The 25,035-nt window shown below is 68.0% G+C and carries 25 protein-coding genes; 13 read left to right on the top strand and 12 right to left on the bottom strand.

The window, feature by feature from the left end; translation table 11 throughout:
* Positions 1 to 53 precede the first annotated feature (53 nt).
* The 7 genes from yajC (at position 54) to A7U43_RS18125 (ending at position 8,426) form a co-directional block, all read left to right on the top strand.
* A complete protein-coding gene (gene yajC / locus A7U43_RS18155; protein WP_067998110.1) occupies positions 54 to 413 on the top strand; it encodes a preprotein translocase subunit YajC in 360 nt (119 codons plus the stop codon).
* Positions 414 to 495: 82 nt separating this feature from the next.
* On the top strand, positions 496 to 2,277 hold the full coding sequence (gene secD, locus A7U43_RS18150) for a protein translocase subunit SecD (RefSeq protein ID WP_067998109.1): 1,782 nt from the start codon (positions 496 to 498) through the stop codon (positions 2,275 to 2,277).
* A 4-nt stretch (positions 2,278 to 2,281) separates the two neighbouring features.
* Entirely contained in the window at positions 2,282 to 3,517 is a 1,236-nt protein-coding gene (secF, locus tag A7U43_RS18145; RefSeq protein WP_067998106.1) for a protein translocase subunit SecF, read from the top strand.
* A complete protein-coding gene (locus A7U43_RS18140; protein ID WP_067998104.1) occupies positions 3,517 to 5,172 on the top strand; it encodes an ABC transporter substrate-binding protein in 1,656 nt (551 codons plus the stop codon). The genes secF and A7U43_RS18140 overlap by 1 nt, the downstream gene beginning before the upstream one ends.
* 15 nt (positions 5,173 to 5,187) lie before the next feature.
* A complete protein-coding gene (locus A7U43_RS18135) occupies positions 5,188 to 5,724 on the top strand; it encodes an adenine phosphoribosyltransferase (protein WP_068003074.1) in 537 nt (178 codons plus the stop codon).
* A gap of 55 nt (positions 5,725 to 5,779) precedes the next feature.
* A complete protein-coding gene (locus A7U43_RS18130; protein WP_067998102.1) occupies positions 5,780 to 8,116 on the top strand; it encodes a RelA/SpoT family protein in 2,337 nt (778 codons plus the stop codon).
* 16 nt (positions 8,117 to 8,132) lie between these two features.
* Positions 8,133 to 8,426 carry a DUF4333 domain-containing protein gene (locus tag A7U43_RS18125; RefSeq protein ID WP_067998101.1) on the top strand — a complete coding sequence of 98 codons (294 nt, stop codon included), beginning with the start codon at positions 8,133 to 8,135 and terminating at the stop codon, positions 8,424 to 8,426.
* A gap of 9 nt (positions 8,427 to 8,435) precedes the next feature.
* On the opposite strand, the gene A7U43_RS18120 is transcribed toward A7U43_RS18125, so the two are convergent.
* Positions 8,436 to 9,419 (bottom strand): peptidylprolyl isomerase, encoded by a 984-nt coding sequence (locus tag A7U43_RS18120; protein WP_067998099.1) that lies wholly within the window; start codon positions 9,417 to 9,419, stop codon positions 8,436 to 8,438.
* Positions 9,420 to 9,423: 4 nt separating this feature from the next.
* The gene (locus tag A7U43_RS18115) at positions 9,424 to 10,299 is read right to left on the bottom strand and encodes a peptidylprolyl isomerase (protein ID WP_067998097.1); all 876 of its coding nucleotides are present in this window, start codon (positions 10,297 to 10,299) and stop codon (positions 9,424 to 9,426) included.
* 137 nt (positions 10,300 to 10,436) lie between these two features.
* Between A7U43_RS18115 and A7U43_RS18110 the strand changes: the two genes are divergently transcribed.
* Complete coding sequence (locus A7U43_RS18110; protein ID WP_067998095.1) at positions 10,437 to 11,090, top strand: MBL fold metallo-hydrolase; 654 nt, start codon at positions 10,437 to 10,439, stop codon at positions 11,088 to 11,090.
* A gap of 9 nt (positions 11,091 to 11,099) precedes the next feature.
* On the top strand, positions 11,100 to 12,359 hold the full coding sequence (gene hisS / locus A7U43_RS18105; RefSeq protein ID WP_067998093.1) for a histidine--tRNA ligase: 1,260 nt from the start codon (positions 11,100 to 11,102) through the stop codon (positions 12,357 to 12,359).
* On the opposite strand, the gene A7U43_RS30355 is transcribed toward hisS, so the two are convergent.
* Positions 12,356 to 12,892 (bottom strand): hypothetical protein, encoded by a 537-nt coding sequence (locus A7U43_RS30355; RefSeq protein ID WP_231963348.1) that lies wholly within the window; start codon positions 12,890 to 12,892, stop codon positions 12,356 to 12,358. The genes hisS and A7U43_RS30355 overlap by 4 nt on opposite strands.
* 23 nt (positions 12,893 to 12,915) lie before the next feature.
* Here A7U43_RS30355 and dtd point away from each other — a divergent pair, with 23 nt between their 5' ends.
* Entirely contained in the window at positions 12,916 to 13,347 is a 432-nt protein-coding gene (dtd, locus tag A7U43_RS18095) for a D-aminoacyl-tRNA deacylase (RefSeq protein WP_067998090.1), read from the top strand.
* Here the strand turns inward: dtd and urtE are convergent.
* The 5 genes from urtE to urtA are packed head-to-tail and all read right to left on the bottom strand — an operon-like array spanning position 13,344 to position 18,129.
* Entirely contained in the window at positions 13,344 to 14,036 is a 693-nt protein-coding gene (gene urtE, locus A7U43_RS18090; RefSeq protein WP_067998088.1) for an urea ABC transporter ATP-binding subunit UrtE, read from the bottom strand. The two genes, dtd and urtE, sit on opposite strands and share 4 nt — an antisense overlap.
* Positions 14,036 to 14,857: an urea ABC transporter ATP-binding protein UrtD gene (urtD, locus tag A7U43_RS18085; RefSeq protein WP_067998086.1), complete on the bottom strand. Its 822-nt coding sequence runs from the start codon at positions 14,855 to 14,857 to the stop codon at positions 14,036 to 14,038. Before urtD ends, urtE begins: the two co-directional genes overlap by 1 nt.
* Positions 14,854 to 15,981 (bottom strand): urea ABC transporter permease subunit UrtC, encoded by a 1,128-nt coding sequence (gene urtC / locus A7U43_RS18080; RefSeq protein ID WP_067998083.1) that lies wholly within the window; start codon positions 15,979 to 15,981, stop codon positions 14,854 to 14,856. The genes urtD and urtC overlap by 4 nt, the downstream gene beginning before the upstream one ends.
* Entirely contained in the window at positions 15,978 to 16,862 is an 885-nt protein-coding gene (urtB, locus tag A7U43_RS18075) for an urea ABC transporter permease subunit UrtB (protein ID WP_067998081.1), read from the bottom strand. The genes urtC and urtB overlap by 4 nt, the downstream gene beginning before the upstream one ends.
* A gap of 4 nt (positions 16,863 to 16,866) precedes the next feature.
* Positions 16,867 to 18,129: an urea ABC transporter substrate-binding protein gene (urtA, locus tag A7U43_RS18070; protein ID WP_067998079.1), complete on the bottom strand. Its 1,263-nt coding sequence runs from the start codon at positions 18,127 to 18,129 to the stop codon at positions 16,867 to 16,869.
* 221 nt (positions 18,130 to 18,350) lie between these two features.
* On the opposite strand from urtA, the gene A7U43_RS18065 reads away from it, so the two are divergent.
* The 3 genes from A7U43_RS18065 (at position 18,351) to A7U43_RS18055 (ending at position 21,024) form a co-directional block, all read left to right on the top strand.
* Positions 18,351 to 18,788: a hypothetical protein gene (locus A7U43_RS18065; RefSeq protein ID WP_068003068.1), complete on the top strand. Its 438-nt coding sequence runs from the start codon at positions 18,351 to 18,353 to the stop codon at positions 18,786 to 18,788.
* Between the two features lie 124 nt (positions 18,789 to 18,912).
* Positions 18,913 to 19,965, top strand: coding sequence for a class I SAM-dependent methyltransferase (locus tag A7U43_RS18060; protein ID WP_067998077.1), 1,053 nt, complete (start codon positions 18,913 to 18,915; stop codon positions 19,963 to 19,965).
* A 42-nt stretch (positions 19,966 to 20,007) separates the two neighbouring features.
* The gene (locus tag A7U43_RS18055) at positions 20,008 to 21,024 is read left to right on the top strand and encodes an Rv2578c family radical SAM protein (protein WP_068003065.1); all 1,017 of its coding nucleotides are present in this window, start codon (positions 20,008 to 20,010) and stop codon (positions 21,022 to 21,024) included.
* Here A7U43_RS18055 and A7U43_RS18050 read toward each other — a convergent pair.
* The 4 genes from A7U43_RS18050 to A7U43_RS18035 are packed head-to-tail and all read right to left on the bottom strand — an operon-like array spanning position 21,021 to position 24,989.
* Complete coding sequence (locus A7U43_RS18050; RefSeq protein ID WP_068003061.1) at positions 21,021 to 21,788, bottom strand: phytanoyl-CoA dioxygenase family protein; 768 nt, start codon at positions 21,786 to 21,788, stop codon at positions 21,021 to 21,023. The two genes, A7U43_RS18055 and A7U43_RS18050, sit on opposite strands and share 4 nt — an antisense overlap.
* Before the next feature lie 49 nt (positions 21,789 to 21,837).
* Positions 21,838 to 22,755: a carbamate kinase gene (gene arcC / locus A7U43_RS18045; protein ID WP_067998075.1), complete on the bottom strand. Its 918-nt coding sequence runs from the start codon at positions 22,753 to 22,755 to the stop codon at positions 21,838 to 21,840.
* A 5-nt stretch (positions 22,756 to 22,760) separates the two neighbouring features.
* On the bottom strand, positions 22,761 to 23,765 hold the full coding sequence (locus tag A7U43_RS18040) for an ornithine carbamoyltransferase (protein ID WP_067998073.1): 1,005 nt from the start codon (positions 23,763 to 23,765) through the stop codon (positions 22,761 to 22,763).
* Positions 23,766 to 23,789: 24 nt separating this feature from the next.
* Positions 23,790 to 24,989 carry an arginine deiminase gene (locus A7U43_RS18035; protein ID WP_068003056.1) on the bottom strand — a complete coding sequence of 400 codons (1,200 nt, stop codon included), beginning with the start codon at positions 24,987 to 24,989 and terminating at the stop codon, positions 23,790 to 23,792.
* Positions 24,990 to 25,035 lie beyond the last annotated feature (46 nt).

Below are 25,035 nucleotides of genomic sequence, written 5' to 3'. Positions count from 1 at the left end.
ATGGCACACTGGTGTGCCGTACCCGCTGAACAACCGCGAAGGACAGCAGTTTCATGGATCTCGTCGTATTCCTGCCCCTCATCCTCATCATGGGCGCTTTCATGTTCTTCGCGTCGCGCCGGCAGAAGAAGGCCATGCACGCCACCATCGACCTGCACGAGTCGCTGACCATCGGTGACCGCGTGCACACCACATCGGGTCTGCAGGGCACCATCGCCGGTATCACCGATGACCACGTCGACCTCGAGATCGCACCCGGCGTCGTCACCACCTGGATGAAACTGGCCATCCGGGACCGCATCGAGGACGCCGACGACGACGAGTACGAAGATGACGAAACCGGCAACTACGAAGACTCCTCCGGCGCCGTCGAGTTGACCGACCGGCCTGCTCCCAAGACTGACGGCAACTGACTCAGCTTCACCGCGTACCCTCCCGGTAGCGCCGAGCCGTGCGCTATCCCGTCCCTGATCGTTTCAAGGAGACCCAAGAACCGTGGCTTCGTCTTCGGCGCCGGTCCACCCTGCCCGCTACCTGACGCTCTTCCTGGTGCTCCTCATCGGTGTCTACCTGCTGGTCTTCCTGACCGGAGACAAAAAGGCCGAACCGAAGCTGGGCATCGACCTGCAGGGCGGCACCCGTGTCACCCTCACCGCACGCACCCCGGACGGGTCGAAGCCGTCCCGGGAATCGTTGTTGCAGGCACAGGAGATCATCAGCTCGCGCGTGGACGGGCTCGGCGTCTCGGGCTCGGAAGTCATCATCGACGGCGACAACCTGGTCATCACCGTTCCCGGCGATGACGGCTCGGAGGCTCGCAGCCTCGGTCAGACCGCGCGGCTCTACATCCGCCCGGTCATCCACGCCATGCCCGCGCAGGCGCCCGGAGACCCGGCCGCCCAGGCGCCACCCGGAGGGGCACCCGGATTGCCCGGGCTGGCGCCCGGCGGCGACCCCGGAGCGCCGCCGCTGATCGCGCCGGCCGAACCCGAAGCCCCCATCCGTACCCCCGGCGATCCCGCCACCGGTGGCGGTGCGCCGGCTGCGCCCGTGCCGCCCGCCTCGCAACCGCGGCCCTACCCGCTGGAGCCGGCTCCGACCCCGGCCCCCACGCCGGCACCCGCCCCCGGCCAGCCCCAAGCCCCTCCCGGCGCGCCGGACGAGGAGGCCGACCTGGCCCAGCGCATCGCCGACGAGAAACAGCTGCGGCAGAGCACCGACCAGAGCATTCAGCTGCTGGCCCTGCAGTTCCAGGCCACTCGCTGCAACGAGGAGGATGTGCTCGCCGGCAACGACGACCCCAACCTGCCGTTGGTCACCTGCTCGGTGGACCACAACACCGTGTACCTGCTCGACAAGTCGATCATGAGCGGTGAGGAGATCAAGACCGCCGGATCCGGACTGGACCAGCAGCGCGGCGATTACGTCGTCGATGTCGAGTTCAAGAGCGCCGGCTCCAAGATCTGGGCCGATTTCACCGCGGCGAACGTCGGTACCCAGACCGCCTTCACGCTGGACTCGCAGGTGGTCAGCGCCCCGGAGATCCAGGAGGCGATCCCCGGCGGACGCACCCAGATCACCGGGCAGTTCACCGACTCCTCGGCGCGCGAGCTCGCCAACGTGCTCAAGTACGGTTCGCTGCCGCTGTCCTTCGAGTCGTCGGAAGCCGAAACCGTCTCGGCCACACTGGGTTTGACCTCACTCAAGGCGGGCCTGATCGCGGGCGCGGTCGGCCTGGCGCTGGTGCTGGTCTACGCGCTGCTCTACTACCGGGTGCTCGGATTGCTGACCGCGCTGTCGCTGATCCTGGCCGGTGCGATGGCGTACGCGCTGCTGGTGTTGCTGGGTAGATACATCAACTACACCCTCGACCTGGCCGGTATCGCCGGTCTGATCATCGGTATCGGTACGACCGCCGACTCGTTCGTGGTGTTCTTCGAGCGGATCAAGGACGAGATCCGCGAGGGCCGGTCCTACCGCTCGGCGGTGCCGCGCGGCTGGGCCCGGGCCCGCAAGACCATCCTGTCCGGTAACGCCGTCACGTTCCTGGCCGCCGCGGTGCTCTACTTCCTGGCGGTCGGTCAGGTCAAGGGCTTCGCGTTCACGCTGGGCCTGACGACCATCCTGGACGTGCTGGTGGTGTTCCTGGTGACCTGGCCGCTGGTGTACCTGTCCTCCAAGTCGGCGACGCTGGCCAAGCCGGCGTTCAACGGGCTCGGGGCGGTCCAGCAGATCGCCCGGGAACGGCGCGCCGTGCACTCGACAGGACGGGGTTAGTCAGATGTCGGCCAAACATTCCTCCGCAGAGACCGCGGTGTCCGAGACCGGCGCCGCCGGGGCGCCGCGGCACGGCTTCTTCGTGCGCCTCTACACCGGCACCGGCGCCTTCGAGGTCATCGGTAAGCGCAAGCTCTGGTACGCCGTCAGCGGCGTCATCGTCGGCATCTCGATCCTGGCGATGCTGTTGCGCGGGTTCACCTTCGGCATCGACTTCGAGGGCGGCACCAAGGTTTCGATGCCGGTCGACGGCGCCAAGGCGCAGGCCACCACGCAGCAGGTCGAGACGGTCTTCAACGAGGCGATGGGCAAGCCTCCCGAGACGGTGGTGATCGTCGGCAACGGACCGTCGGCGACCGTGCAGATCCGCACCGAGACGCTGACGAACGACGAGACCGAGAAGCTGCGGGTGGCGCTGTTCGACGCCTTCGCGCCCAAGGGCTCCAACGGCGAGCCCAGCAAGCAGGCCATCAGTGACTCGGCGGTGTCCTCGACCTGGGGCGGCCAGATCACCCAGAAGGCGCTCATCGCGCTGGTGGTGTTCCTGGTGCTCGTCACCATCTACATCACCGTGCGCTACGAGCGCTATATGGCGATCGCCGCGCTGGCGGCACTGTTCTTCGACCTGATCGTCACCGCCGGGGTGTACGCCCTGGTGGGCTTCGAAGTGTCCCCGGCCACCGTGATCGGGCTGCTGACCATTCTGGGATTCTCGCTTTACGACACCGTCATCGTGTTCGACAAGGTGGAGGAGAACACCGACGGTTTCGAGCACACCACCCGCCGGACGTTCGCCGAACAGGCCAACCTGGCCGTCAACCAGACGTTCATGCGCTCCATCAACACCAGCCTCATCTCGGCGCTGCCGATCATCGCGCTGATGGTCATCGCGGTCTGGCTGCTCGGCGTGGGCACGTTGCAGGATCTGGCGTTGGTGCAGCTGGTCGGCGTGCTCGTCGGTACCTACTCCTCGATCTACTTCGCCACCCCGCTGCTGGTGAGCCTGCGGGAACGCACCGAGCTGGTCAGCAAGCACACCAAGCGGGTGCTGCGCCGCCGCGCGGCCGCCGCCGCCAAGACGGGTGCCGAGGCCGAGACCGACGACGAACCCGCTGCCGATATCGCCGAGGAGGCGGTGAGCGCCAGCGCCGCCGCGCCCGCGGCCCCGGCACCGGACAAGCCCGCACCCGGTGCGCGCCCGAACCGGCCCACTCGACCGTCGGGCAAACGGCGGACCTAATGTCCCGGCGCGTGATCCGGCGGACCGGTACGGCGGCGGCCGCGTTGTCGCTGTCGGTGGCCCTGGTATCGGCGGGCTGCTCGTCCGGGTCCGACGGGGCCATCGACTACGCCGTCGACGGAGCACTGTTCACCTACAACACCAACTCGGTGGCCGGCGCCGCCTCCGGTGGTCCGCAGGCGTTCGCCAGGGTGCTCACCGGTTTCACCTACCGCGGACCCGACGGCCAGATCGTCAGCGACCGCGACTACGGCACGGTTTCGGTGGTCGGCCGCGCCCCGCTGGTGCTCGACTACGAAATCAACGCCGCTGCCGTCTACTCCGACGGCAAACCGATCACCTGCGATGACATGGTGCTGACCTGGGCGGCCCAGTCCGGCCGATTCCCGGCCTTCGACGCGGCCAGCACCGCCGGCTACCGCGATATCGCCACGATCGACTGTGTTCCCGGTCAGAAGAAGGCCCGGGTGTCCTTCGCGCAGGACCGCGCCGTCGCCGACTACGGCCAGCTGTTCGGGGCGACGGCGATGCTGCCCTCGCATGTGCTGGCCGACGAGCTGGGCCTCGGCGACGGCGGGGTGACCACCGCCGTGCAGACCAGCGATGTGGGCGCCCTGGACCGGATCGCGCGGGCCTGGAATTCGACCTGGGATCTGACCACGGACACCGACCTCAAAGGGCTCCCGTCCTCGGGTCCCTACAAGGTGGACTCGGTCACCGGGGACGGCGCGGTGGTGCTGGTGGCCAACGACAAGTGGTGGGGTGCCAAGCCGGCCGCCGCGCGGGTGACGGTGTGGCCTCGCGGCGCCGACATCCAGGACCGGATCAACAGCGGGTCCTTCGATGTTGTCGACATCTCGGCCGGATCGGCGGGCACCCTCAACCTGCCGGCCGGCTACTCGCGCACCGACACCCCGTCGGCGGGAATCGAGCAACTGATCTATTCGGCGCAGGGGCCGATGGCCGCGCCGCCGGCGCGGCGCGCCCTGTCGCTGTGCACCCCGCGGGACACCATCGCGCGCAACGCGCAGGTGCCGATCGCCAACGCCCGGCTCAGCCCGACCACCGAGGACGCCGTCTCGGCCGCCGAAAGTGCGGGCGAGGCGGGGCAGTTCGGCGTCGCGAACATCGAGGGGGCGCGGCAGGCCCTGGGCAACCAGCCACTCACCGTCCGGATCGGTTACCAGAGCCCCAACCCGCGACTGGCCGCCACCGTCGGCGCCATCGCCTCGGCCTGTGCCGCCGCGGGCATCACCGTCACCGAGGCCGCCGGCGAGTCCGTCGGACCACTGAGCCTGCGGGACAACACGATCGACGTGCTCATCGCGAGCACCGGTGGCGCCCCGGGCAGCGGCTCGACCGGATCCTCGGCCTTGGACGCCTACGACCTGCACACCGGCAACGGCAACAATCTGGCCGGGTACAGCAACGAACGCATCGACGGCATCATCGACGCGCTGGTGGTGACGGCCGACCCCAAGGAGCAGGCGCGGCTGCTGGGGGAGAGCGGACCGATCCTGTGGGCGGACGTTCCGACGCTGCCGCTGTACCGCCAGCAGCGCACCTTGCTGACCGCCAAGCAGGTCGGCGCCGTGAGCAGTAACCCGACTCGATGGGGAGCGGGCTGGAACATGGACCGTTGGTCCCTGACGTGAGGCCCGGTGCCCGACGTGACTGACATCAGGCGCGAAGCCGCCACGCTCATCGATGCCCTTACCCGCCACGTCGCCGATTTCCCGATCCCCGGCGTCGAGTTCAAAGACCTCACCCCGGTGTTGGCCGACCCGCGCGGTCTGGCCGTGGTGACCGACGCGCTGGCCGAGGCCGCCGACGGGGTGGACCTGATCGCCGGGGTGGACGCCCGTGGGTTCCTGCTGGGTGCCGCCGTCGCGCTCAAGATGGGCACCGGGGTGCTCGCCGTCCGCAAGGGCGGCAAGCTGCCGCCGCCGGTGCACACGGTGCGATACGACCTCGAATACGGGTCGGCGACCCTGGAGATCCCGGCCGACGGTATCGATCTGGCCGGTCGCAACGTTCTTGTCATCGATGACGTACTGGCGACCGGCGGCACCCTGGCCGCCGCCGCGCAGCTGCTGGTCAACAGCGGTGCCCGGGTGGCGGGCGCGGCGGTGGTGCTCGAACTGACCGCGCTGAACGGGCGCGCCGCGGTGCAACCACTGCAGGTCACCAGCCTCATCACCGACTGACGGCTATTGTCGAAGTCCAGCGTGTGGGTCCACTCCGAACAGCCAGGAGGTGAACATGGCCGACGAACCCGGCACCGGGCAGGCCATCGCGTCCGTGCCCGCAGGGGATGCCAGCTCGCAGGACACCTCGAAGATCAGTGCCTCACGTCGCGTGCGGGCGCGCCTCGCCCGGCGGATGACCTCCCAGCGCAGCCTGGTGAACCCGGTGCTCGAACCGCTGGTCGCCGTGCACCGACAGTTCCATCCCAAGGCCGACCTGGCCATTCTGCAGCGGGCCTACGATGTCGCCGAGGAGCGCCACGCCGATCAGCTGCGCCGTTCGGGTGACCCCTACATCACCCATCCGCTGGCGGTCGCCAATATCCTCGCCGAGCTCGGCATGGACACCACCACCCTGGTCGCCGCGCTGCTGCACGACACCGTCGAGGACACCGGCTACTCGCTGGAGGCGCTGACCGACGATTTCGGCAGCGAGGTCGGTCATCTCGTCGACGGGGTGACCAAACTCGACAAGGTGGCCTTGGGCAGCGCCGCCGAGGGCGAGACCATCCGCAAGATGATCATCGCGATGGCACGTGACCCCCGGGTGCTCGTCATCAAGGTCGCCGACCGGCTGCACAACATGCGCACCATGCGGTTCCTGCCGCCGGAAAAACAGGCCCGCAAGGCCCGCGAGACGCTGGAAGTGATTGCGCCGCTGGCGCATCGGCTCGGCATGGCGACGGTGAAATGGGAGCTGGAGGACCTGTCGTTTGCCATCCTGCACCCCAAGCGCTACGAGGAGATCGTGCGCCTGGTGGCCGACCGAGCTCCGTCGCGGGACACCTACCTGGCCCGGGTGCGGGCCGAGATCGGTTCCTCGCTGGCCGCCATGAAGATCAACGCCACGGTGGAGGGCAGGCCCAAACACTACTGGTCGATCTATCAGAAGATGATCGTCAAAGGCCGCGATTTCGACGATATCCACGACCTGGTGGGTGTGCGAATCCTGTGCCACGACATGCGGGACTGTTATGCGGCCGTCGGCGTGGTGCACTCGCTGTGGCAGCCGATGGCGGGCCGCTTCAAGGACTACATCGCCCAGCCGCGGTACGGCGTCTACCAGTCCCTGCACACCACGGTGATCGGCCCGGAGGGCAAACCGCTGGAGGTGCAGATCCGCACCAACGAGATGCACGACACCGCCGAATTCGGTATCGCCGCGCACTGGCGCTACAAGGAAGCCAAGGGGCGCAACGGGTTACCGCCAGGAGGCGCCTCCGCCGAGATCGACGAGATGGCCTGGATGCGTCAGCTGCTGGACTGGCAGCGGGAGGCCGCCGACCCCGGGGAGTTCCTGGAATCACTGCGCTACGACCTCGCCGTGCAGGAGATCTTCGTCTTCACCCCCAAGGGCGATGTCGTCACACTGCCCACCGGGTCCACCCCGGTGGACTTCGCCTACGCCGTGCACACCGAGGTCGGACACCGCTGTATCGGTGCCCGGGTGAACCACCGGTTGGTGGCGCTGGAGCGCAAGCTCGAAAACGGGGACCAGGTCGAGGTTTTCACCTCCAAGGCCGCCAATGCGGGCCCGTCGCGGGACTGGCAGACCTTCGTGGTGTCCCCGCGCGCCAAGGCCAAGATCCGGCAGTGGTTCGCCAAGGAACGCCGCGAGGAGGCCCTGGAAGCCGGTAAGGACGCCATCGTCAAGGAGGTTCGCCGCGGCGGACTGCCGTTGCAGCGCTTGATGAATGGCGATTCGATGAGCGCGCTGGCACGCGAACTGCACTATGCCGACGTCTCCGCGCTCTACACCGCGGTCGGTGAGGGGCACACCTCGGCCCGGCATGTGGTGCAGCGCCTGCTGGCCCAGCTCGGCGGCGACGAGGAGGCCGAGGACGAGATCGCCGAACGATCCACGCCCGCGACCATGCCGGTGCGTCAGCGCACCAGCGATGACGTCGGGGTGTCGGTGCCGGGTGCGGTCGGCGTGCTGACCAAGCTCGCCAAATGCTGCACCCCGGTGCCCGGTGACGTCATCATGGGCTTCGTGACCCGCGGTGGCGGCGTCAGTGTGCACCGTACCGACTGCACGAACGCGGAATCGTTGCAGGAGCAGTCCGAACGGATCATCGAGGTGCATTGGGCCCCGTCGCCGTCCTCGGTGTTCCTGGTGGCGATTCAGGTGGAGGCGCTGGACCGGCATCGGCTGCTCTCCGATGTGACCCGCGTGCTGGCCGACGAGAAGGTCAACATCCTGTCGGCGTCGGTGACCACCTCCAACGACCGTGTGGCGATCAGCCGATTCACCTTCGAGATGGGCGACCCGAAGCATTTGGGGCATGTGCTGAACGTGGTGCGCAATGTCGAGGGTGTCTATGACGTGTATCGGGTGACATCGGCGGCGTGAGTGCGATACTGCGCGCATGCGTATCGCCGTCTCGATCGTTCTTGCCGCGCTGGCCATGGTCGTCAGCGGGTGCGGGTCCACCATCAAACCCGAGGGTGCCGCACAGTCGGTGACCGATCTGGTCTCCAAGGAGACCGGATTCACCCCGAAGGACGTCGCCTGCCCGGACGGGGTCAAGGCCGAGGCGGGCACCGAATTCGAGTGCACGTTCACCGGACCGGACGGCGACTACGTCGCCGAGGTCCGGGTTACCAAGGTGGAGGGGGAGAACGTCGAGTTCTACATTCGGTCCAAGTTGAAGGACAGCTGACGCGCCGTCTCAGCGCACCCGCACCGCCTGGATGGTGACGGAGGTGGCCGGGGTGCCGTCATCGCCGCCGTCGGCGACCCCGCCCGCGGCGATCCGGTCGAGGACCGCGAGACCCGCCTCGTCGATGGTGCCGAACACAGGATAGGTGGGCGGCAGCTCGGAATCCCGGTACACCAGGAAGAACTGGCTGCCGTTGGTGCCGGGGCCGGCGTTGGCCATGGCCAGGGTGCCCCGGGGATAGACCACCGGGATGCGTACCGCGGGATCGGTCAACCGGTACTGGTTGGTGGGGTACTCGTTGGGGAATTGGTATCCGGGGCCGCCCTTACCGGTGCCCAGCGGGTCCCCGCACTGCAGCACCCCGAGTTCGGGGGTGGTGGTCAGCCGGTGGCAGTCGGTGCCGTTGAAGAACCCCTGCGCGGCCAGGCTGGCGAAGTTGTTCACCGTGCACGGGGCCTGGGCATTGTTCAGCTGCAGACCGATCGCCCCGCGGTCGGTCGTGATCACCGCGGGGATGCTGGCCGGCGTCGTGGGCACCTTACCCATCCGGGGCGGCTGGACCGGCTTGCTCGCCGGCTCCGAGGTTTTCAGGTACTGGCAGTTAGAGCCGAGGGGCGCCGGTGGCTTGAACGAGGGCAGTTCCCCGGCCGGCACCCCGGGTGCCGCGGTGTAGCGCGGCGCGTTCGGGTCGTACTCACGGATGTCCTCGACGATCGCCCGCGTCACCACGAACGTGAAGACCAGCACCAGCACCCCGAGCACGGTGAGCAGGTAGCCGATCACCAGACCCGCGATGGCCATCGGCCGCCCGTCCTCGCCGCTGCGCTTGATCTGGTGCAGCGAGATGTGGCCGAACACCACGCCCAGCGGGGCGACCAGGAAGGCGCAGATGAGCGAGGCGACGGCCAGCGCGTTGGTCGGCCTCGGCGCGGGCGGATAGCCGTAGGCCGGGGGATAGCCGGGCGGGTGGAACCCGTACGGCGGGACGCTCATCGGCTCAGTCCAGCTGGATCGTCTTCACCTGCACCTTGGTGGCCGGCGGACCGTCCTGACCGCCACCCTCCACGCCGGCGCCGGCGATCTTGTCCAGGGTGGCCAGGCCGGTCTCGTCGATGGTGCCGAACACGGTGTAGTTCGGCGGCAGCTGCGAATCCTTGTAGACCAGGAAGAACTGGCTGCCGTTGGTGCCGGGGCCGGCGTTGGCCATCGCCAGCGTGCCGCGCGGATAGAGCACGGGCTGCTGCAGCGCCGGGTTGTCCGGCTGGTACTGGTTGGTCGGGTACTCGTTGGCGAACTCGTAGCCCGGGCCGCCGGTGCCCTGGCCGGTGGGGTCACCGCACTGCAGAACCGACAGGCTGTCGCTGGTCGTCAGCCGGTGGCAGGGGGTGTCGTTGAAGTAGCCCTGCCCGGCCAGGCTGGCGAAGCTGTTCGCGGTGCACGGCGCCTGCGCGTTGTTCAGCATCAGGCCGATATTGCCCTGATCGGTGGCCATGCTGACGCTGATCTCCGCCTCGTCCATCGGGATCTTTCCGGTGCGCGGCGGGTTGACCTTGCGGCTGGCCTCGCCCGCGGCCGGGTACTGGCAGTCCTGGCCGAGGCCGGCCGGCGCCGCGAACGGGGGCAGCTTGCCGTCCGCGGCGGGTTGCGGGGCGCCGGGGTCTGCGCTGGTGGTCGTCGAGGCGGACGCGGTGTTCGCGGAGTCCTTGTTGGTGATGATGACGGTGGCCACCACCGCGCCGACCACCACGAGCACGCCGGTCACCGAGGCGATGATCGTGATCAGGCGCGCCCGCTTGGCCCGCTGCTCTCGGCGTTCGAGCTGACGTTCGAGCTTGCGCTTGGCCGCTGCCCGTCGCTGTTCGTTGGTCGGCACCGCCGCTGTCCTCCTCGGGTCTGCGCGGCGTCGGCCGCGCGTTCACATCGGCACCGAGTGTGCCAGGCGTTTCTGAGGGCGGGCCGTGCGACCCGCGCGAATACCGGTGCCGAAAGTGGACGTGGGAAACTTGCCCGGTGTTGATCACCGGATTCCCGGCGGGGGTGCTGGCGTGCAATTGCTATGTGCTGGCACCGCACGCCGGGGCCGACGCCGTCATCGTCGACCCCGGCCAGTCGGCCTTCGGCCGGCTGCGCACGATCCTCGACGAGCACCGGCTCACCCCGGCGGCGGTCCTGCTGACCCACGGACACCTCGATCACATGTGGTCGGCGCAGAAGGTGGCCGACACCTACGGCTGCCCGGTGTTCATCCATCCGCAGGACCGGGTGATGTTGACCGACCCGATCAAGGGCATCGGACCGCGACTCGGTCAGCTGGCGCTGGGCGCGCTGTTCCGTGAGCCGCGTCAGGTCGTCGAACTGGAGCACGATGCCCAGCTGCTCGACGTCGGCGGGATGGCTGTGACCGTCGACCACACCCCGGGCCACACGCTGGGCTCGGTGTGTTTCCGGGCTCCGGGTCTGTGCTTCACCGGTGACACTCTGTTCAAGGGGTCGGTGGGCCGCACCGACCTGTTCGGCGGCAGCGGGCGGGATCTGATGAACTCACTCGTGACAAAACTGATGGTGCTCGACGATGACACCGTGGTACTCCCCGGGCACGGCCCGCGGTCCACGATCGGATTCGAGCGCCGCACCAACCCCTTTCTCGAAGGTCTGACTCTGTGAGCGAATACCGTGGCTGATTTCAAGGCGCCCAAGGGTGTACCCGACTACTTTCCGCCCGACTCCGCGGCCTTCGTCGCGGTGCGCGACGGCTTGCTCGCCGCCGCCCGGCGGGCCGGGTACGGCGATATCGAGTTGCCGATCTTCGAGGACACCGCGTTGTTCGCCCGCGGCGTCGGCGAATCCACCGATGTGGTGAGCAAGGAGATGTACACCTTCGCCGACCGCGGTGAGCGTTCGGTGACGCTGCGTCCGGAGGGCACCGCCGGTGTCATGCGGGCGGTCATCGAGCATGGGCTCGACCGCGGGCCGCTGCCGGTCAAGCTGTGCTACGCCGGGCCGTTCTTCCGCTACGAACGGCCGCAGGCCGGCCGCTACCGACAGCTGCAACAGGTCGGGGTGGAGGCCATCGGGGTGGACGATCCCGCCCTGGACGCCGAGGTCATCGCCGTGGCCGACGGCGGGTTCCGGTCCCTCGGGCTGGATGGTTTCCGGCTGGAGATCACCTCACTGGGTGACGAGACCTGCCGGCCCCGGTACCGGGAGTTGCTGCAGGAGTTCCTGTTCACCCTCGACCTCGACGAGGACACCCGACGACGCGCGGAGATCAATCCGCTGCGGGTGCTCGACGACAAGCGTCCCGCGGTGCGCGAGATGACCGCCGACGCCCCGCTGATGCTCGATCACCTCTCCGACGCCGCCAAGGCGCACTTCGAGACCGTGCTGGCCCACCTGGACGCGCTCGGGGTGCCCTATGTGGTGAACCCGCGGATGGTGCGTGGGCTGGATTACTACACGAAGACCACCTTCGAGTTCGTGCACGACGGCCTGGGTGCGCAGTCCGGTATCGGCGGCGGTGGTCGGTACGACGGGCTGATGGGTCAGCTCGGTGGGCAGGATCTGTCCGGTATCGGGTTCGGCCTCGGGGTGGACCGCACCCTGCTGGCCCTGGCGGCCGAGGGCAAGACCGTGGGCGCCGCCAACCGGGTGGACGTGTACGGCGTGGCGCTGGGGGAGACGGCCAAGCTCGAACTGGCGAAGCTGGCCGCCACCCTGCGCGCCAACGGTATTCGGGTGGATCTGGCCTATGGCGATCGCAGTCTGAAGGCCTCGATGCGCGGCGCGGACCGCTCGGGTGCCGTGCTCGCCCTGGTGGCCGGGGACCGCGATATCGACGCGGGCACGGTGGGGGTCAAAGACCTCGGCAGCGGTGAGCAGGTCGACATCGCGATCGACGCGGTGGCCGCGGAGGTGCTGCGCCGTCTGAGTTAGCCCGGCGGGCGCAGGATCGCGGTGGACAACACCGCGTCCATGTCGCCGATGCCGCCGCCGAACGGGTTGCCGCGCTTGAGGACGCGGATTCCCGCCGGCGTCACCGCCACCAACTTCGGGGAGCTCGACGTCATCTGCATGCGGCGCTCGAAGCGGACGTGCTCCAGCGGTGCCACGATCTGGCCCGCACCGTCGAGGAAAATCCGCCGCTGCCGGTCGAGCACCGCGACCGGTGTGAAGGTGTCCAGCGGCGCCGACCGGATGCGGCGCAGCGACCGGACGACGAACAGCAGAGCCGCCGCGGTGGCGATACCGGCCGCGAGGACCACCGCGGCGACGACCAGCGGTGGGTTGCTCTGCGAGTCGCGCAGTGCCAGCACCGTCGACACGATGCCGAAACCACCGAACACCACCGTCAGGATCAGCAGCACGAAGGCCAGCACCTGTGCCGCTCCGGCGCCGCGGTCGATCACCAGAATGCGCGGACCGTCCTCGGCGATGACCAGACCACCCTGCTCGGCGAGGATCCGCATGGGAACACTCTAGGGTTCGGGGCATGCGAGTTCTGGTGCAACGGGTGACATCGGCGCGGGTGGTGGTCGGCGGGCAGACCGTGGGGCGGATCGAGCCGGCCGGGCAGGGACTGCTCGCACTGGTCGGCATCACCCACACCGACGACGAGGCGCTGGCCACCAAGATGGCCGAAAAGCTCTGGCGGCTCCGCATTCTCGACGACGAGCGGGCGGCCGCCGACACCGGCGCGCCGATCCTGGTGGTCAGCCAGTTCACCCTGTACGCCAACACCGTCAAGGGCCGCCGCCCGTCCTGGAACGCCGCCGCACCGCGTCCGGTCGCCGAGCCGCTCATCGATGCGTTCGCCGACGCGCTGCGCGCGCTCGGTGCGCCGGTGGCCACCGGGGTCTTCGGGGCGCACATGGCGGTCGAGCTCGTCAACGACGGCCCGGTGACCGTGCTGCTGGAGCTTTAGATAGCCATCGCCGCACGGACCTCGGCCTCCGACGCGGAGCCGCCGGTGCCGCTGGAGGTCACCCGGCCGGCCTCCAGGATGTAGTAGCGCTGCGCCGACTCCAGCGCGAAACCGATGTGCTGCTCGACCAGCAGCACCCCGAGATCCCCGCGAGCGGTCAGCGCGGTGATCGCGGCCTCGATCTCGGCCACCACCGACGGCTGGATGCCCTCGGTCGGTTCGTCGAGGATCAGGCATTTCGGGGTGGTGATCAGGGCGCGCGCGATCGCCAGTTGCTGACGCTGCCCGCCGGAGAGCAGCCCGGCCCGGCGGGTGAGCAGTTCCTTGAGGGCCGGGAACAGGTCGAGCTGCTCGTCGATCAGCGATTTGGCGTTCTTGCGTCCGTCGGCCACCACCTGGAGGTTCTCCGCGGTGGTGAGCTGACCGAAGGACTGCTGGCCCTGCGGCACATAGGCCAGCCCCTTGGCCACCCGGGCGCTGGGCCGCAGTTTGGTGATGTCCTCACCGTCGAAAAGTACCTTTCCGGCACTGCATTTCAGGAGCCCGACCGCGGCACGCAACAGGGTGGTCTTGCCCGCCCCGTTGTGGCCCATGACCGCGGCCACCCCGTCGGCGGGCACCTCCAGGCTGGCCCCGTGGATGACCTCGGAGCGGCCGTAGCCGGTCCGCACGTCGACGAGTTCGAGCATCAGGATTCCTCTTTCAGATCATCGGTGCCGGCCGCCGCGGTACCCAGGTAGACCTCCTGCACCCGCGGATTGGCCTGGACCTCGGCCACCGTGCCCTCGGCGATCACCTGACCGCGGGCCAGCACCGTCACCGACGTCGCGAACGCGCGCATGAAGTCCATATCGTGCTCGACGACCACCACGGTGCGCTCACCGCCGATGCGGCGCAGCAGGTTTCCGGTCTCTTCGCGTTCCTCGTGGCTCATGCCGGCGACCGGTTCGTCGAGCAGCAGCACATCGGCGTTCTGCACCAGCAGCATGCCGATCTCCAGCCACTGTTTCTGGCCGTGTGCCAGCACGCCTGCCGGCTTGTCGGCCAGATCCGCGAGACCGGTTGTCTCAAGGGCTTCTTCGATCGCGGGCAGAATTCCGGAGCGACGCCGCAGCAGCGCCCAGGCGGACCTTCCGGCACCCGCGGCGATGTCCAGATTCTGCAGCACGGTGAGTTGCTCGAACACCGTCGCGGTCTGGAAGGTGCGTCCCACCCCGCGGCGGGCGATCTGGTGGACCTTCTTGCCCAGCAGTTCCTGTCCGGACTTGCTCACCGATCCGGTGGCGGGCACCAGCCCGGTGATCGCGTCGATGACGGTGGTCTTCCCGGCGCCGTTGGGGCCGATCAGGAAGCGCAGGTCACCCTGGAACAGGGTCAGGTCCACATCGCTGACGGCCTTGAAGCCGTCGAAATCCACGGTGAGCCCGCGGACTTCCAGGTACTGGGTGCCCATCCCGGCGTTGCCGCCGGCGGCGGGTTCGGGATGGACCTCGGTCTCGAGCTCTGTCATGCGGTGGCTCCGGCCTTCTCTGGTTCCGGGTCGGGATCGGGCAGCGACGCCGGATCGGGCGCCGGTCCGTCGCCGACGTCCGGCTTGCCCTTGCGGCGGCGCAGGAACACCCCGAGCCCGGCCAGGCCGGCCGGGAAGAACCCGACGACGATGATGAACAAGGCGCCTTGGGCGTAGGTCCACTCCGACGGAAAGCGTTCCGAGAGCAGCGTCTGCGCCCACGCCACCCCGATGGCGCCGAGCACCGGGCCGAGCAGCGTGGTGCGCCCGCCGATGGCCACTCCGATCAGGAAGGCGATCGAGGGCAGGATGCCGACCTGTGACGGTGCGATGAACCCGACGATCGGGGCGAACAGCGCCCCGGCGATGCTGGCGAACAGCGCGGCGACCACGTAGGCGACGACCTTGATATTGGCCGGGTCGTAGCCCAGGAAGCGCACCCGCTCCTCACCGTCGCGCACGGCGACGAGCAGTTCCCCGTAGCGACTCTGCATCAGCTGCCGTGCCACCGCCACCGAGAGCAGGAGCACCGCGGCGGCGATGAAGTACAGCATCTGCTTGTTCACCGGGTCCTTGAGCGAGAACCCGAAGAAGGTGCGGAAGTTGGTCAGCCCGTTGCTGCCTCCGACGCTGGTCTGCCCGATCAGCAAGATGGCCAAGGCGGCGGCCAGCGCCTGCGACAGGATCGCGAAATAGGCGCCCTTGACCCGGCGTTTGAACACGCCCAGGCCCAGCAGTGCGGCGATGCCGGTGGGGATCACCACGATGGCCACCAGCGTGACCACCGGCGAGGCGAACGGTTGCCAGTAGCCGGGCAGTTCCCGCACACCGGCGATCTGCATGAAGTCCGGGACGTCTTGGTTGGTCAGGGCCGCGTCGGAGATCTTCAGGTGCATGCCCATGATGTAGCCGCCGAGCCCGAAGAACACGCCCTGGCCCAGCACCAGCATTCCGCCTCGGCCCCAGGCCAATCCGATGCCGACGGCGACGATCGCGAAGCACAGGAACTTCGCGAACAGGCCCAGCCGGAAATCGGACAGGACGGCGGGAGCGAGACCGAACAACACGATGGCGCCGACGCCGAAGCCGGCCCACGTCTGCCAACGACCGATGAGGTGTTTCACACCAGACTCCTCGTTCGAACCGTGAACAGGCCCTGCGGGCGCACCTGCAGGAAGAACACGATGATCACGAACAGAATCACCTTGGCCAGCGAGGCCGTGGTGTTGTACTCGATGAACGAGTTCAGGAAGCCGATCCCGAGCGCGGCGATGACGGTGCCCTTGATCTGCCCCAGACCGCCCACCACCACGACCAGGAAGGCATCGATCAGATAACTCTGCCCGGTGGTCGGGCTGGTCGAGCCGATCAGAGTGAGTGCCACCCCGGCCACCCCGGCCAGCCCGGAACCGATGAAGAACGTGGTGATATCGGTTCGCCGCGAGGAGATTCCGCTGGTCTCGGCCAGGTCGCGGTTCTGCACGACCGCGCGGATGCGCCGGCCCATCGGACTGGCCTTGAGTGCGGCGGCCAGGGCCACCACGGCCACCGCCGCGAGCACCAGGATGAAGATGCGGGTCTTGGGCACCACCGCGCCCAGGATCTCCACACCTCCGGAGAGCCATTCCGGTGCCACGACGTTCACCGCCGGGGCGCCGAAGATGTCGCGGGCGATCTGCTGCAGGATCAGGCCGACACCGAAGGTGACCAGCAGGGTGTCCAGCGGCCGGTCATACATCCGCTGGATCAGCGTGACTTCCAGCAGCACACCCATGGCTCCGCCGACCAGGAAACCGACGACCAATGAGATCAGCAGTGAGGCACCGGTATTCGAGACGGCCTGCTGAACCACGTAGGCGGTGTAGCAGCCGGCCATGATGAACTCGCCGTGTGCCATGTTGATGACACCCATCTGACCGAAGGTCAGTGAGAGTCCGAGTGCAGCGAGCAACAGGATCGAGCCGAGGCTCAATCCTGTTGCCAGCTGTCCGATCAGGACATCCACGTGGTTATCCCGACAGCCCGGCGGCCCACGGGTAGGACTTCAGGTACGGGTCCGGCTCGATCGGGCCGGCGGACTCCCACACCGTGTAGATGAGACCATCGGGCTTGATCTCGCCGATGCGCGCCGTCTTGGTGATGTGGTTGTTCTCGCCGTCGATGGTCACCTTGCCCTCGGGGGCGTCGAAGCTGACCCCGCCTGCGTTCTCCTGAATGGCCTTGACGTCGAACGATCCGGCCTTCTCGACGGTGTTCTTCCACAGGTACACCGAGACGTAGGCGGCCTCCATCGGGTCCGAGGTCGGCTTGTTCTCGCCGTAGGCCTTCTTGTAAGCGGCCACGAACGCGTTGTTCACCGGGGTGTCGATGGTCTGGTAGTAGTTCCACGCGGTCAGCTGATCGGTGATGTTCTGCACGCCGATACCACCGACCTCCTCTTCGGCGATGGACACCGAGACCACCGGCATCGCCTGCGGGGTGAGCCCGACGTTCTTGTACTCGCGGAAGAACGCCACGTTGGAGTCACCGTTGAGGGTGTTGAACACCGCGTCGGCGTCGGCCGTGCGGACCTTGTTGACGATGGTGGAGAAGTCGGTCGAGCCCAGCGGCGTGTAGTCCTCGCCCTTGATCTCCATCCCGTTGGCCGCTGCGTACGCCTTGATGATGCGATTGGCGGTCTGCGGGAAGACGTAGTCACTGCCCACCAGGTAGAGCGACTTGGTGCCCTTTTCCTTCAGGTAGTCCAGCGCGGGCACGATCTGCTGGTTGGTGGTCGCCCCGGTGTAGAAGATGTTCTTGCTCGACTCCAGGCCCTCGTACTGCACGGGGTAGTAGAGCAGCGCGTTGTTGCTCTCGAAGACCGGCAGCATGGCCTTGCGACTCGAAGAGGTCCAACCACCGAAAACGGCTGCGACACAGTCACTGCTGATCAGCTTCTCGGCCTTCTCGGCGAACACGGTGGGTTCGGAGGCGCCGTCCTCGCCGACGATCTGGATCTGCTTGTCCAACACGCCACCGGCGGCGTTGATCTCGTCGACGGCGAGCTTGATGGCGTCGCGCACGGTGACCTCGGAGATGGCCATGGTGCCCGACAGGGAGTTCAGCGAGCCGACCTTGACGGTGGAACCCGAGGTGTCGACGCACGATTCGGCGCTGGACGCTTCGGTCTCGCTGGCCTTGCTACCGCAGGCAGCGAGCAGCATCGAGGTGGTGACCACGACGCTCCCCGCTAGCAGAACTGACCTGTTGAACATCGGGCGGGGGAGTCGCATCTAAGGCCTTTCCTTCGATTTCAGTGCATCGTCAGAACTTTGGAGAACCCGAGTGGGTGTCGAATCGGCACGTTAGGGGGCCTAGGTTTCTGTGAAATTTCTCTATGTGACGAACAAATTAACGTGTTGTTCGATCGTGGTTGGCCGTCCGTTCGGCTGGTACAACCCGGTGCGGATGAGGCGGGTGTAACGATCCGGTAGCGTCCGGCGATGTGATGGGCATGCGAAATACCACGAGCAAGGTAGGAGCGGTCGCCGGCGCGGCGGCGATGGTGGCGGGCGCGGCGCTCGCCTTCGGCACCGCGACGGCCGGTGCCGAACCGGAGGCGGGCGGTCAAGTGGTCCGCTACACCCTGACCTCGGGCGCGCCTTACCAATTCCAGGTGTTCTATCTGACGGCACAGCCGGCGAGCAAGGACGCCTACAACGCCGATGCGTACGCCTACGCCAAGCGCGAGACCATCACCGTGGGTCCGGACGCGCCGTGGGTGGTCGAGACCACGCTGGCCGATCCGCAGTGGGCCATCCTGCAGGTGAGCAGCACCACCAAGGGCGGCGTGGGGGCACCGAACGCGCATTGCGATATCGCGGTCGGCGACCAGATCATCGCCGCCCAGGATGCGCCGTACAGCGTGTGGTGCCAGGGCACCCAGTGGTAGCCGCCTGATATCGGTTTGCTGGGCGCGGGGGCGGATCGGTCATTTCTCGGTGACCGGTCGCGTCGCGGAGTAAATTCGGAGTTTGCGGGCATCCGCCCGGGTGCCGCGGGCGAAGGAGCCTGTGATGGCCGTCGACGAGGGCAAACTCCAAGCGTTTCTGAACAAGGCGGTGGGTGATCTCGGGGCGTCGATGAGCGCCACCCTGGTGCTGATCGGTGACGAACTCGGGCTGTACGCGGCGCTGGCCGAGGGGCGCTGCACACCGGCCGAGTTGGCCGCCCGTACCGGCACCGTCGAGCGATACGTACGCGAGTGGCTGGCCAATCAGGCCGCCGGCGGTTACGTGGAGTACGAAAGCGCCACGGGGACCTACTTCCTCTCCGAGGAGCAGGCACTGTGCCTGGCCGACCCGGACGGGCCGGTGGACCTACCCGGCGGCTATGCGGTGGTCGAGGACCTGTTTCACGTCAAGTCGCGCGCGGTGCAGAACTTTCGCAGCGGCGCGGGGATGGAGTGGGGAGATCACCATCCCTGCCTGTTCGGCGGGACCGAACGCTTCTTCCGGGCCGGCTACCGTGCCCACTTGTTGGACTCCTGGCTGCCCGCGCTCGACGGTGTCGTCGACAAGCTCGCCGCCGGGGCGAAGGTGGCCGATATCGGGTGTGGGCACGGGGTCACCACAATTCTGATGGCACAGGCCTTTCCGGAGTCGCAGTTCGTCGGCATCGACTATCACGACGCCTCGATCGCGACGGCCCGGGAGCACGCCGCGCAGGCCGGGGTTGCCAACGCGTCCTTCGAGGTGGCCGACGCGACCGGTTATCAGGGCGGTGACTACGACCTGATCGCCTTCTTCGACTGCCTGCACGATATGGCGGATCCCGCCGGAGCCGCGAGCCACGCGCGCCGGTCACTGAAACCCGACGGCCACTGCATGCTGGTGGAGCCGTTCGCCGGCGACACCGTGGCCGACAACCTCAACCCGGTGGGCCGGGTGTTCTACGGAGCGTCCTCGCTCATCTGCGTGCCGGTATCGCTGGCACAGCAGGGCCCGGCGCTCGGCGCGCAGGCGGGGGAGCGCCGACTGGCCCAAGTGCTGGTCGACGATGCCGGCTTCACCCGGTTCCGCCGCGTCGCCGAGACCCCGTTCAACCTGGTCTTCGAGGCACGGCCCTGATCCCCGCTTGACAATCTCATCGAACAAATGTTCGATGAATCTATGCGATGGGACGGACAGAGCGCACGCGCCGACGACGGCGCACTGCCGGGTCTGGCGCGGCTCGGTTTCGTCCGCAGTGTCCGCACACCGGAGTTCGACGCGATCACGTTCCACGAGGTCTTGTGCAAGTCCGCGCTGAACAAGGTACCGAATGCGGCGATGCTGCCGTTTCGGTACACCGTCAACGGCTACCGTGGCTGTTCCCACGCCTGCCGGTACTGCTTCGCCCGGCCGACCCACGAATATCTGGACTTCGACCCCGGTGCGGATTTCGACACCCAGGTCGTGGTGAAAACCAATGTGGCCGAGGTTCTTTCCCGCGAATTGCGCCGGCCCTCGTGGACCAGGGAGACGGTGGCACTGGGTACCAACACCGATCCCTACCAGCGCGCCGAAGGCCGCTACCGGCTGATGCCGGGCATCTTGAACGCCCTCGCCGAATCCGGCACGCCGTATTCGATCCTGACCAAGGGCACCTTGGTGCGCCGCGATCTGCCGTTGATCGCCGCGGCCGAGCAGGACGGTCCGGGCGCCAGTGTGTCGATCTCGCTGGCCGTCGTCGACCCCGAGCTGCAGCGCGACCTCGAACCCGGCACCCCGGCACCGCAGGCCCGGTTGGCGCTGATCTCCGCGATCCGCGACGCCGGGCTGGACTGCCACGTGATGGTGGCACCCGTGCTCCCCGGGCTGACCGATTCTCCCGAGCATCTCGAGGCGCTGCTGCGCGCGATCGCCGACGCCGGCGCCACCAGCGCCACGGTGTTCGGGTTGCACCTGCGCGGCGCCACCCGCGACTGGTTCATGGCGTGGCTGCAGCGGGCGCATCCCGAACTGGTCTTCCGATACCGCAGTTTGTACCGGCGCGGGGCCTACCTGCCGCCGGAGTACCGCGATAAGCTGCGCGCCCGCGTCGCGCCGCTGCTCACCCGGTACCGATTGACTGGGCGTGGGCCCATGGCGCGCGCCGGTGCCGTTTCCTCCGAAGTCACGGCACCGGCGCACCCCACCCTGTTCTAGACCGGATGGTCCTCGCCGAGCCCTCTGCGCACGGCGACGGCCACCGGGCTCGGATATTCGGCCGTCAGGTCGAGTTCCCCGGTGGGCTCCAGCGCGGGCTGCGCCATGAACCGCGGCACCGTGCCGCGGTGCGCGGTGCCGCTGTGTACGACGAACGGGTGGCACAGGTAGACGTCGCCGATATTTCCTGTCACCGAGACGATTTCGCAGTTCTCGGTCGCTGGGACCACCCGCTCACAGACCGACATCCATGCGGCGCCGTCGGAACCATACTGCGCCAAGACCTTCGGCACGGCCAGGTGTGACCCGACCCGAATCGCGGTCGGTGCGTCATCCCGGCCGACATCGGAGTACAGCAACAGCATCAGCAGTGCCCGGCCGCGCGAACGCAGGCTCAACCGCGGTCCCGCGGCGTCGTAGAACGACGCCTCGACATGCCAGCCGGCCTCGCGCGGAGCCTCGGTGCTCGGGAAGCGCGATACAAAGGTGCCCATCCCCCGCAGTGGCCGCCAGTGTGCCTTCCCGACGAGCGCGTCGAACGCCGCGGTGAGAACCTCGGTGTTGGCCGAGGCGGCGAACTCGGGTGTCGCCATGGCAGGCACCCGGATCAGGGGCTCGGTCCAGGTCGCCGGGTCGCCCGGGTCCAGATCGACGGCCCGCCACAGCTGCTGCTGGCAGCGCAGGCCGAGCTCACGATCGAAGGCGGCCTCGATCTTGACGAAGCCGTCGGCCATGAACTGCTCGACATCGAGTATCGCGGGCATGTCGGCGATCATGTCGGCGCTCGGCGCCCACGTGCAACTGGATTTCCGGTCAGTGTGCGGTGCCGCGCCGCACCCGGGTCCCCGCCGTTCCCTCGACGATATCGGTGATCTGGGCGAGCGAACCGATCACCGCTTCGTTGCCGGTGTGACGCGCAAAGTCGCCGGCGGCTTGCGCTTTCGGCCCCATCGAACCGGCGGGCAGATTCAGCCCGGCGAGTTCCTCGGGTGTGGTCCGCCCGAGCCGGGCCTGCTGCGGGGTACCCCAGCCGGTGTAGACGGCGTCGACATCGGTGGCGATGACGAGCAGGTCGGCACCGAGTTGCTCGGCCAGCAGCGCCGACGCGAGATCCTTGTCGATGACCGCCTCGACGCCACACAGGTCGCCGTTGTCGTCGTAGCGGGTGGGGATGCCACCGCCGCCGGCGCAGATCACGATCACCCCGTGCTCCACCAGACAGCGGATGGCCTCGATCTCGAAGATCCGCCTGGGTGCCGGGCTGGCGACGACGCGCCGAAACCGGTCACCGTCGGGGGCGATGCTCCAGCCGTGCGCCGCGGCCAGGCGCTGCGCGGTCTCCCGGTCGTAGACCGGCCCGATCGGCTTGGTGGGGTGATCGAACGCGGGGTCATCGCGATCGACTTCGATCATCGTGAGCAGGGTGGCCAGCGGCTGGCCGACGGGCAGCAGGTTGCCCAGCTCCTGTTCGATGACATAGCCGATCATCGCCTCCGTCTGGGCCCCGAGCACGTCCAGCGGATAGGGCGCCACCTCGTGGTAGGCGGCCGCCTGCAGGGCGAGCAGCCCGACCTGCGGGCCGTTGCCGTGGGCGATGACAATCTCATTACCGGGGGCGATCGCGGCGATGGACTGTGCGGCCAGCCGGATGTTGGCCCGCTGGTTCTCCGCGGTCATGGGCTGCCCGCGCCGCAGAATCGCGTTGCCGCCCAAGGCGATGACGATCCGCATGACGGTCAGCCCAGCGCGGCCACGAGGACCGCCTTGATGGTGTGCATCCGGTTCTCGGCCTGCTCGAACGCGATGTTCGCCGGCCCCTCGAAGACCTCGTCGGTGACCTCCACCCCGTTGGCCAGACCTGGATACCGTGCGGCGATCTGCGCCCCGATCTCGGTGTCGCAGTTGTGATATGCCGGTAGGCAGTGCATGAACCTGACCCGCGGATTTCCGGCCGCGGACAGCAGCGCGGAGTTGACCTGGTAGGGCAGCAGCAGGTCGACCCGCTCACCCCAGGTGTCCATGGGTTCGCCCATCGAGACCCAGACGTCGGTGTAGACGAAGTCGACCCCTGCCACGGCCGCGGCCGGATCCTCGGTGACGGTGATCCGCGCGCCGGACACGGCGGCGAATTCCTGGCACAGCGCCCGGTGATCCGCGTCCGGCCACAGCTGTTTCGGTGCGCCGATCCGGACATCCATCCCGAGCTTGGCGGCCACCAGCAGCAACGAGTTGGCGACGTTGTTACGCCCGTCGCCGACGAAGGCGAAAGCGATGTCGGTCAACGGTTTCGGGCAGTGCTCGGTCATGGTGAGGACATCGGCGAGCATCTGTGTCGGATGGAAATCGTCGGTCAACCCGTTGAACACCGGAACCCCGGCGTAGTCCGCGAGTTCCTCGACGGTCCGCTGGCCGGCCCCTCGGTACTCGATCGCGTCATACATCCGCCCCAGTACCCGGGCGGTGTCCTTCATCGACTCCTTGCGCCCGATCTGGGACGAGGCGGGATCGATGAACGTCACGTGCGCCCCCTCGTCGTAGGCGGCCACCTCGAAAGCGCAGCGCGTCCGGGTGGAGGTCTTCTCGAAGATCAGGGCGATGTTCTTGCCGACCAGCCGCGGCCGCGCCACCCCGGAGTATTTGGCGTTCTTGAGATCTCGGGACAGTTGGAGCAGGTAGAGCAGGTCACGGTCGGTGTGGTGGACGAGGCTGAGCAGGCTGCGATTCCGATTGTTGAACGCCATGGCCGGATTCCTTCGGGGCGGGGGTCAGGTATAGAGCGGGTCACGCAGGATCGGGCAGGTCATGCACCGGCCGCCGCCGCGCCCGCGGCCGAGCTCGCTGGCGTCGATGGTGACGACCTCGACGCCGGCCTTGCGCAACGCCGTGTTGGTCAGGGTGTTGCGGTCATAGCCGATGACGACACCCGGCTGCAGCGCCACGACGTTGTTGCCGTCGTCCCACTGTTCGCGCTGGATCCCGTACACGTCCCCGGCGGTGCTGACGACGCGGAAGTCGACACCGAGTGCCTCACCGATGGTCGCGACCAGCCCGCGCTTCTCGCGGCGAATGTCCAAGCCGGACGGCGCGGACTCGTCGGGTCGCAGGCTGATCGGCACGATGCCGTCGACCACCGGCGCGAAGGCCGTCACCAGATCGTGGTCGCAGAAGGTGAACACGGTGTCCAGATGCATGGCCGAACGGGTCTTCGGCAGGCTGGCGATGATCACCCGCTCGGCCGCACCCGCGGCGAAGAGGTTGCGTGCCACCTGGGTGATCGCCTGATGAGATGTCCGCTCGCCCATCCCGATCACGACGAGCCCCTTGCCGATCGGCATCACATCGCCGCCCTCCAGGGTGGCGAGACCATGATCGGCCGGACGTCCGTCGGTGTCACCCAGCCACACATCGAACTTCTCGTCGGCGAAGGCGGGATGGAATTTGTAGACCGCGGTGGTGAGCAGCGTCTCCTGGCGCCGCGCGGGCCAGTACATCGGGTTGAGGGTGACCCCGGAGAAGATCCACGACGAGTTGTCGCGCATGAATTGGGTGTTGGGCAGCGGCCGGATGACGAACCCGGCCGGGTCCAGCGAGCTGAACAGCGAAAGGAAGCCGCCGTCCACCTCATCGACCACGTCCTGATAGGCGACACCGCCAATGAGCAGCTCCGCCAACCGATCCGACGACTGCTCGGTCAGCCAGGCCCTGATCTCACGGGTCAGCACGGGCCCCACCAGGTCGTCGGTGATCTTGCGGTCCAGCAGCCACTCCAGTGCCGCGGGCTGCGCCACGACGTCGGCGAGCAGGCTCTGCAGTTCGAGCACCTCCACGCCGCGGTCGACCATCTTGGCGACGAAATCGAAGTGGTCGCGGCGGGCCTGCTGCAGCCAGATGACATCGTCGAAGAGCAACTCGTGGCAGTTGTCCGGGGTGAGCCGCTGGTGGGCCAGACCCGGCGCGCAGACCATCACTCGCCGCAGCCGGCCGGCCTCGGACCAGACGCCGAGCCGGGAG

This window comes from Mycobacterium adipatum, assembly GCF_001644575.1.
Classification (GTDB): Bacteria; Actinomycetota; Actinomycetes; order Mycobacteriales; family Mycobacteriaceae; genus Mycobacterium; species Mycobacterium adipatum.
Note: the sequence above shows the minus strand (reverse complement) of the source record. Positions and strands in the feature narration are given on the sequence as shown.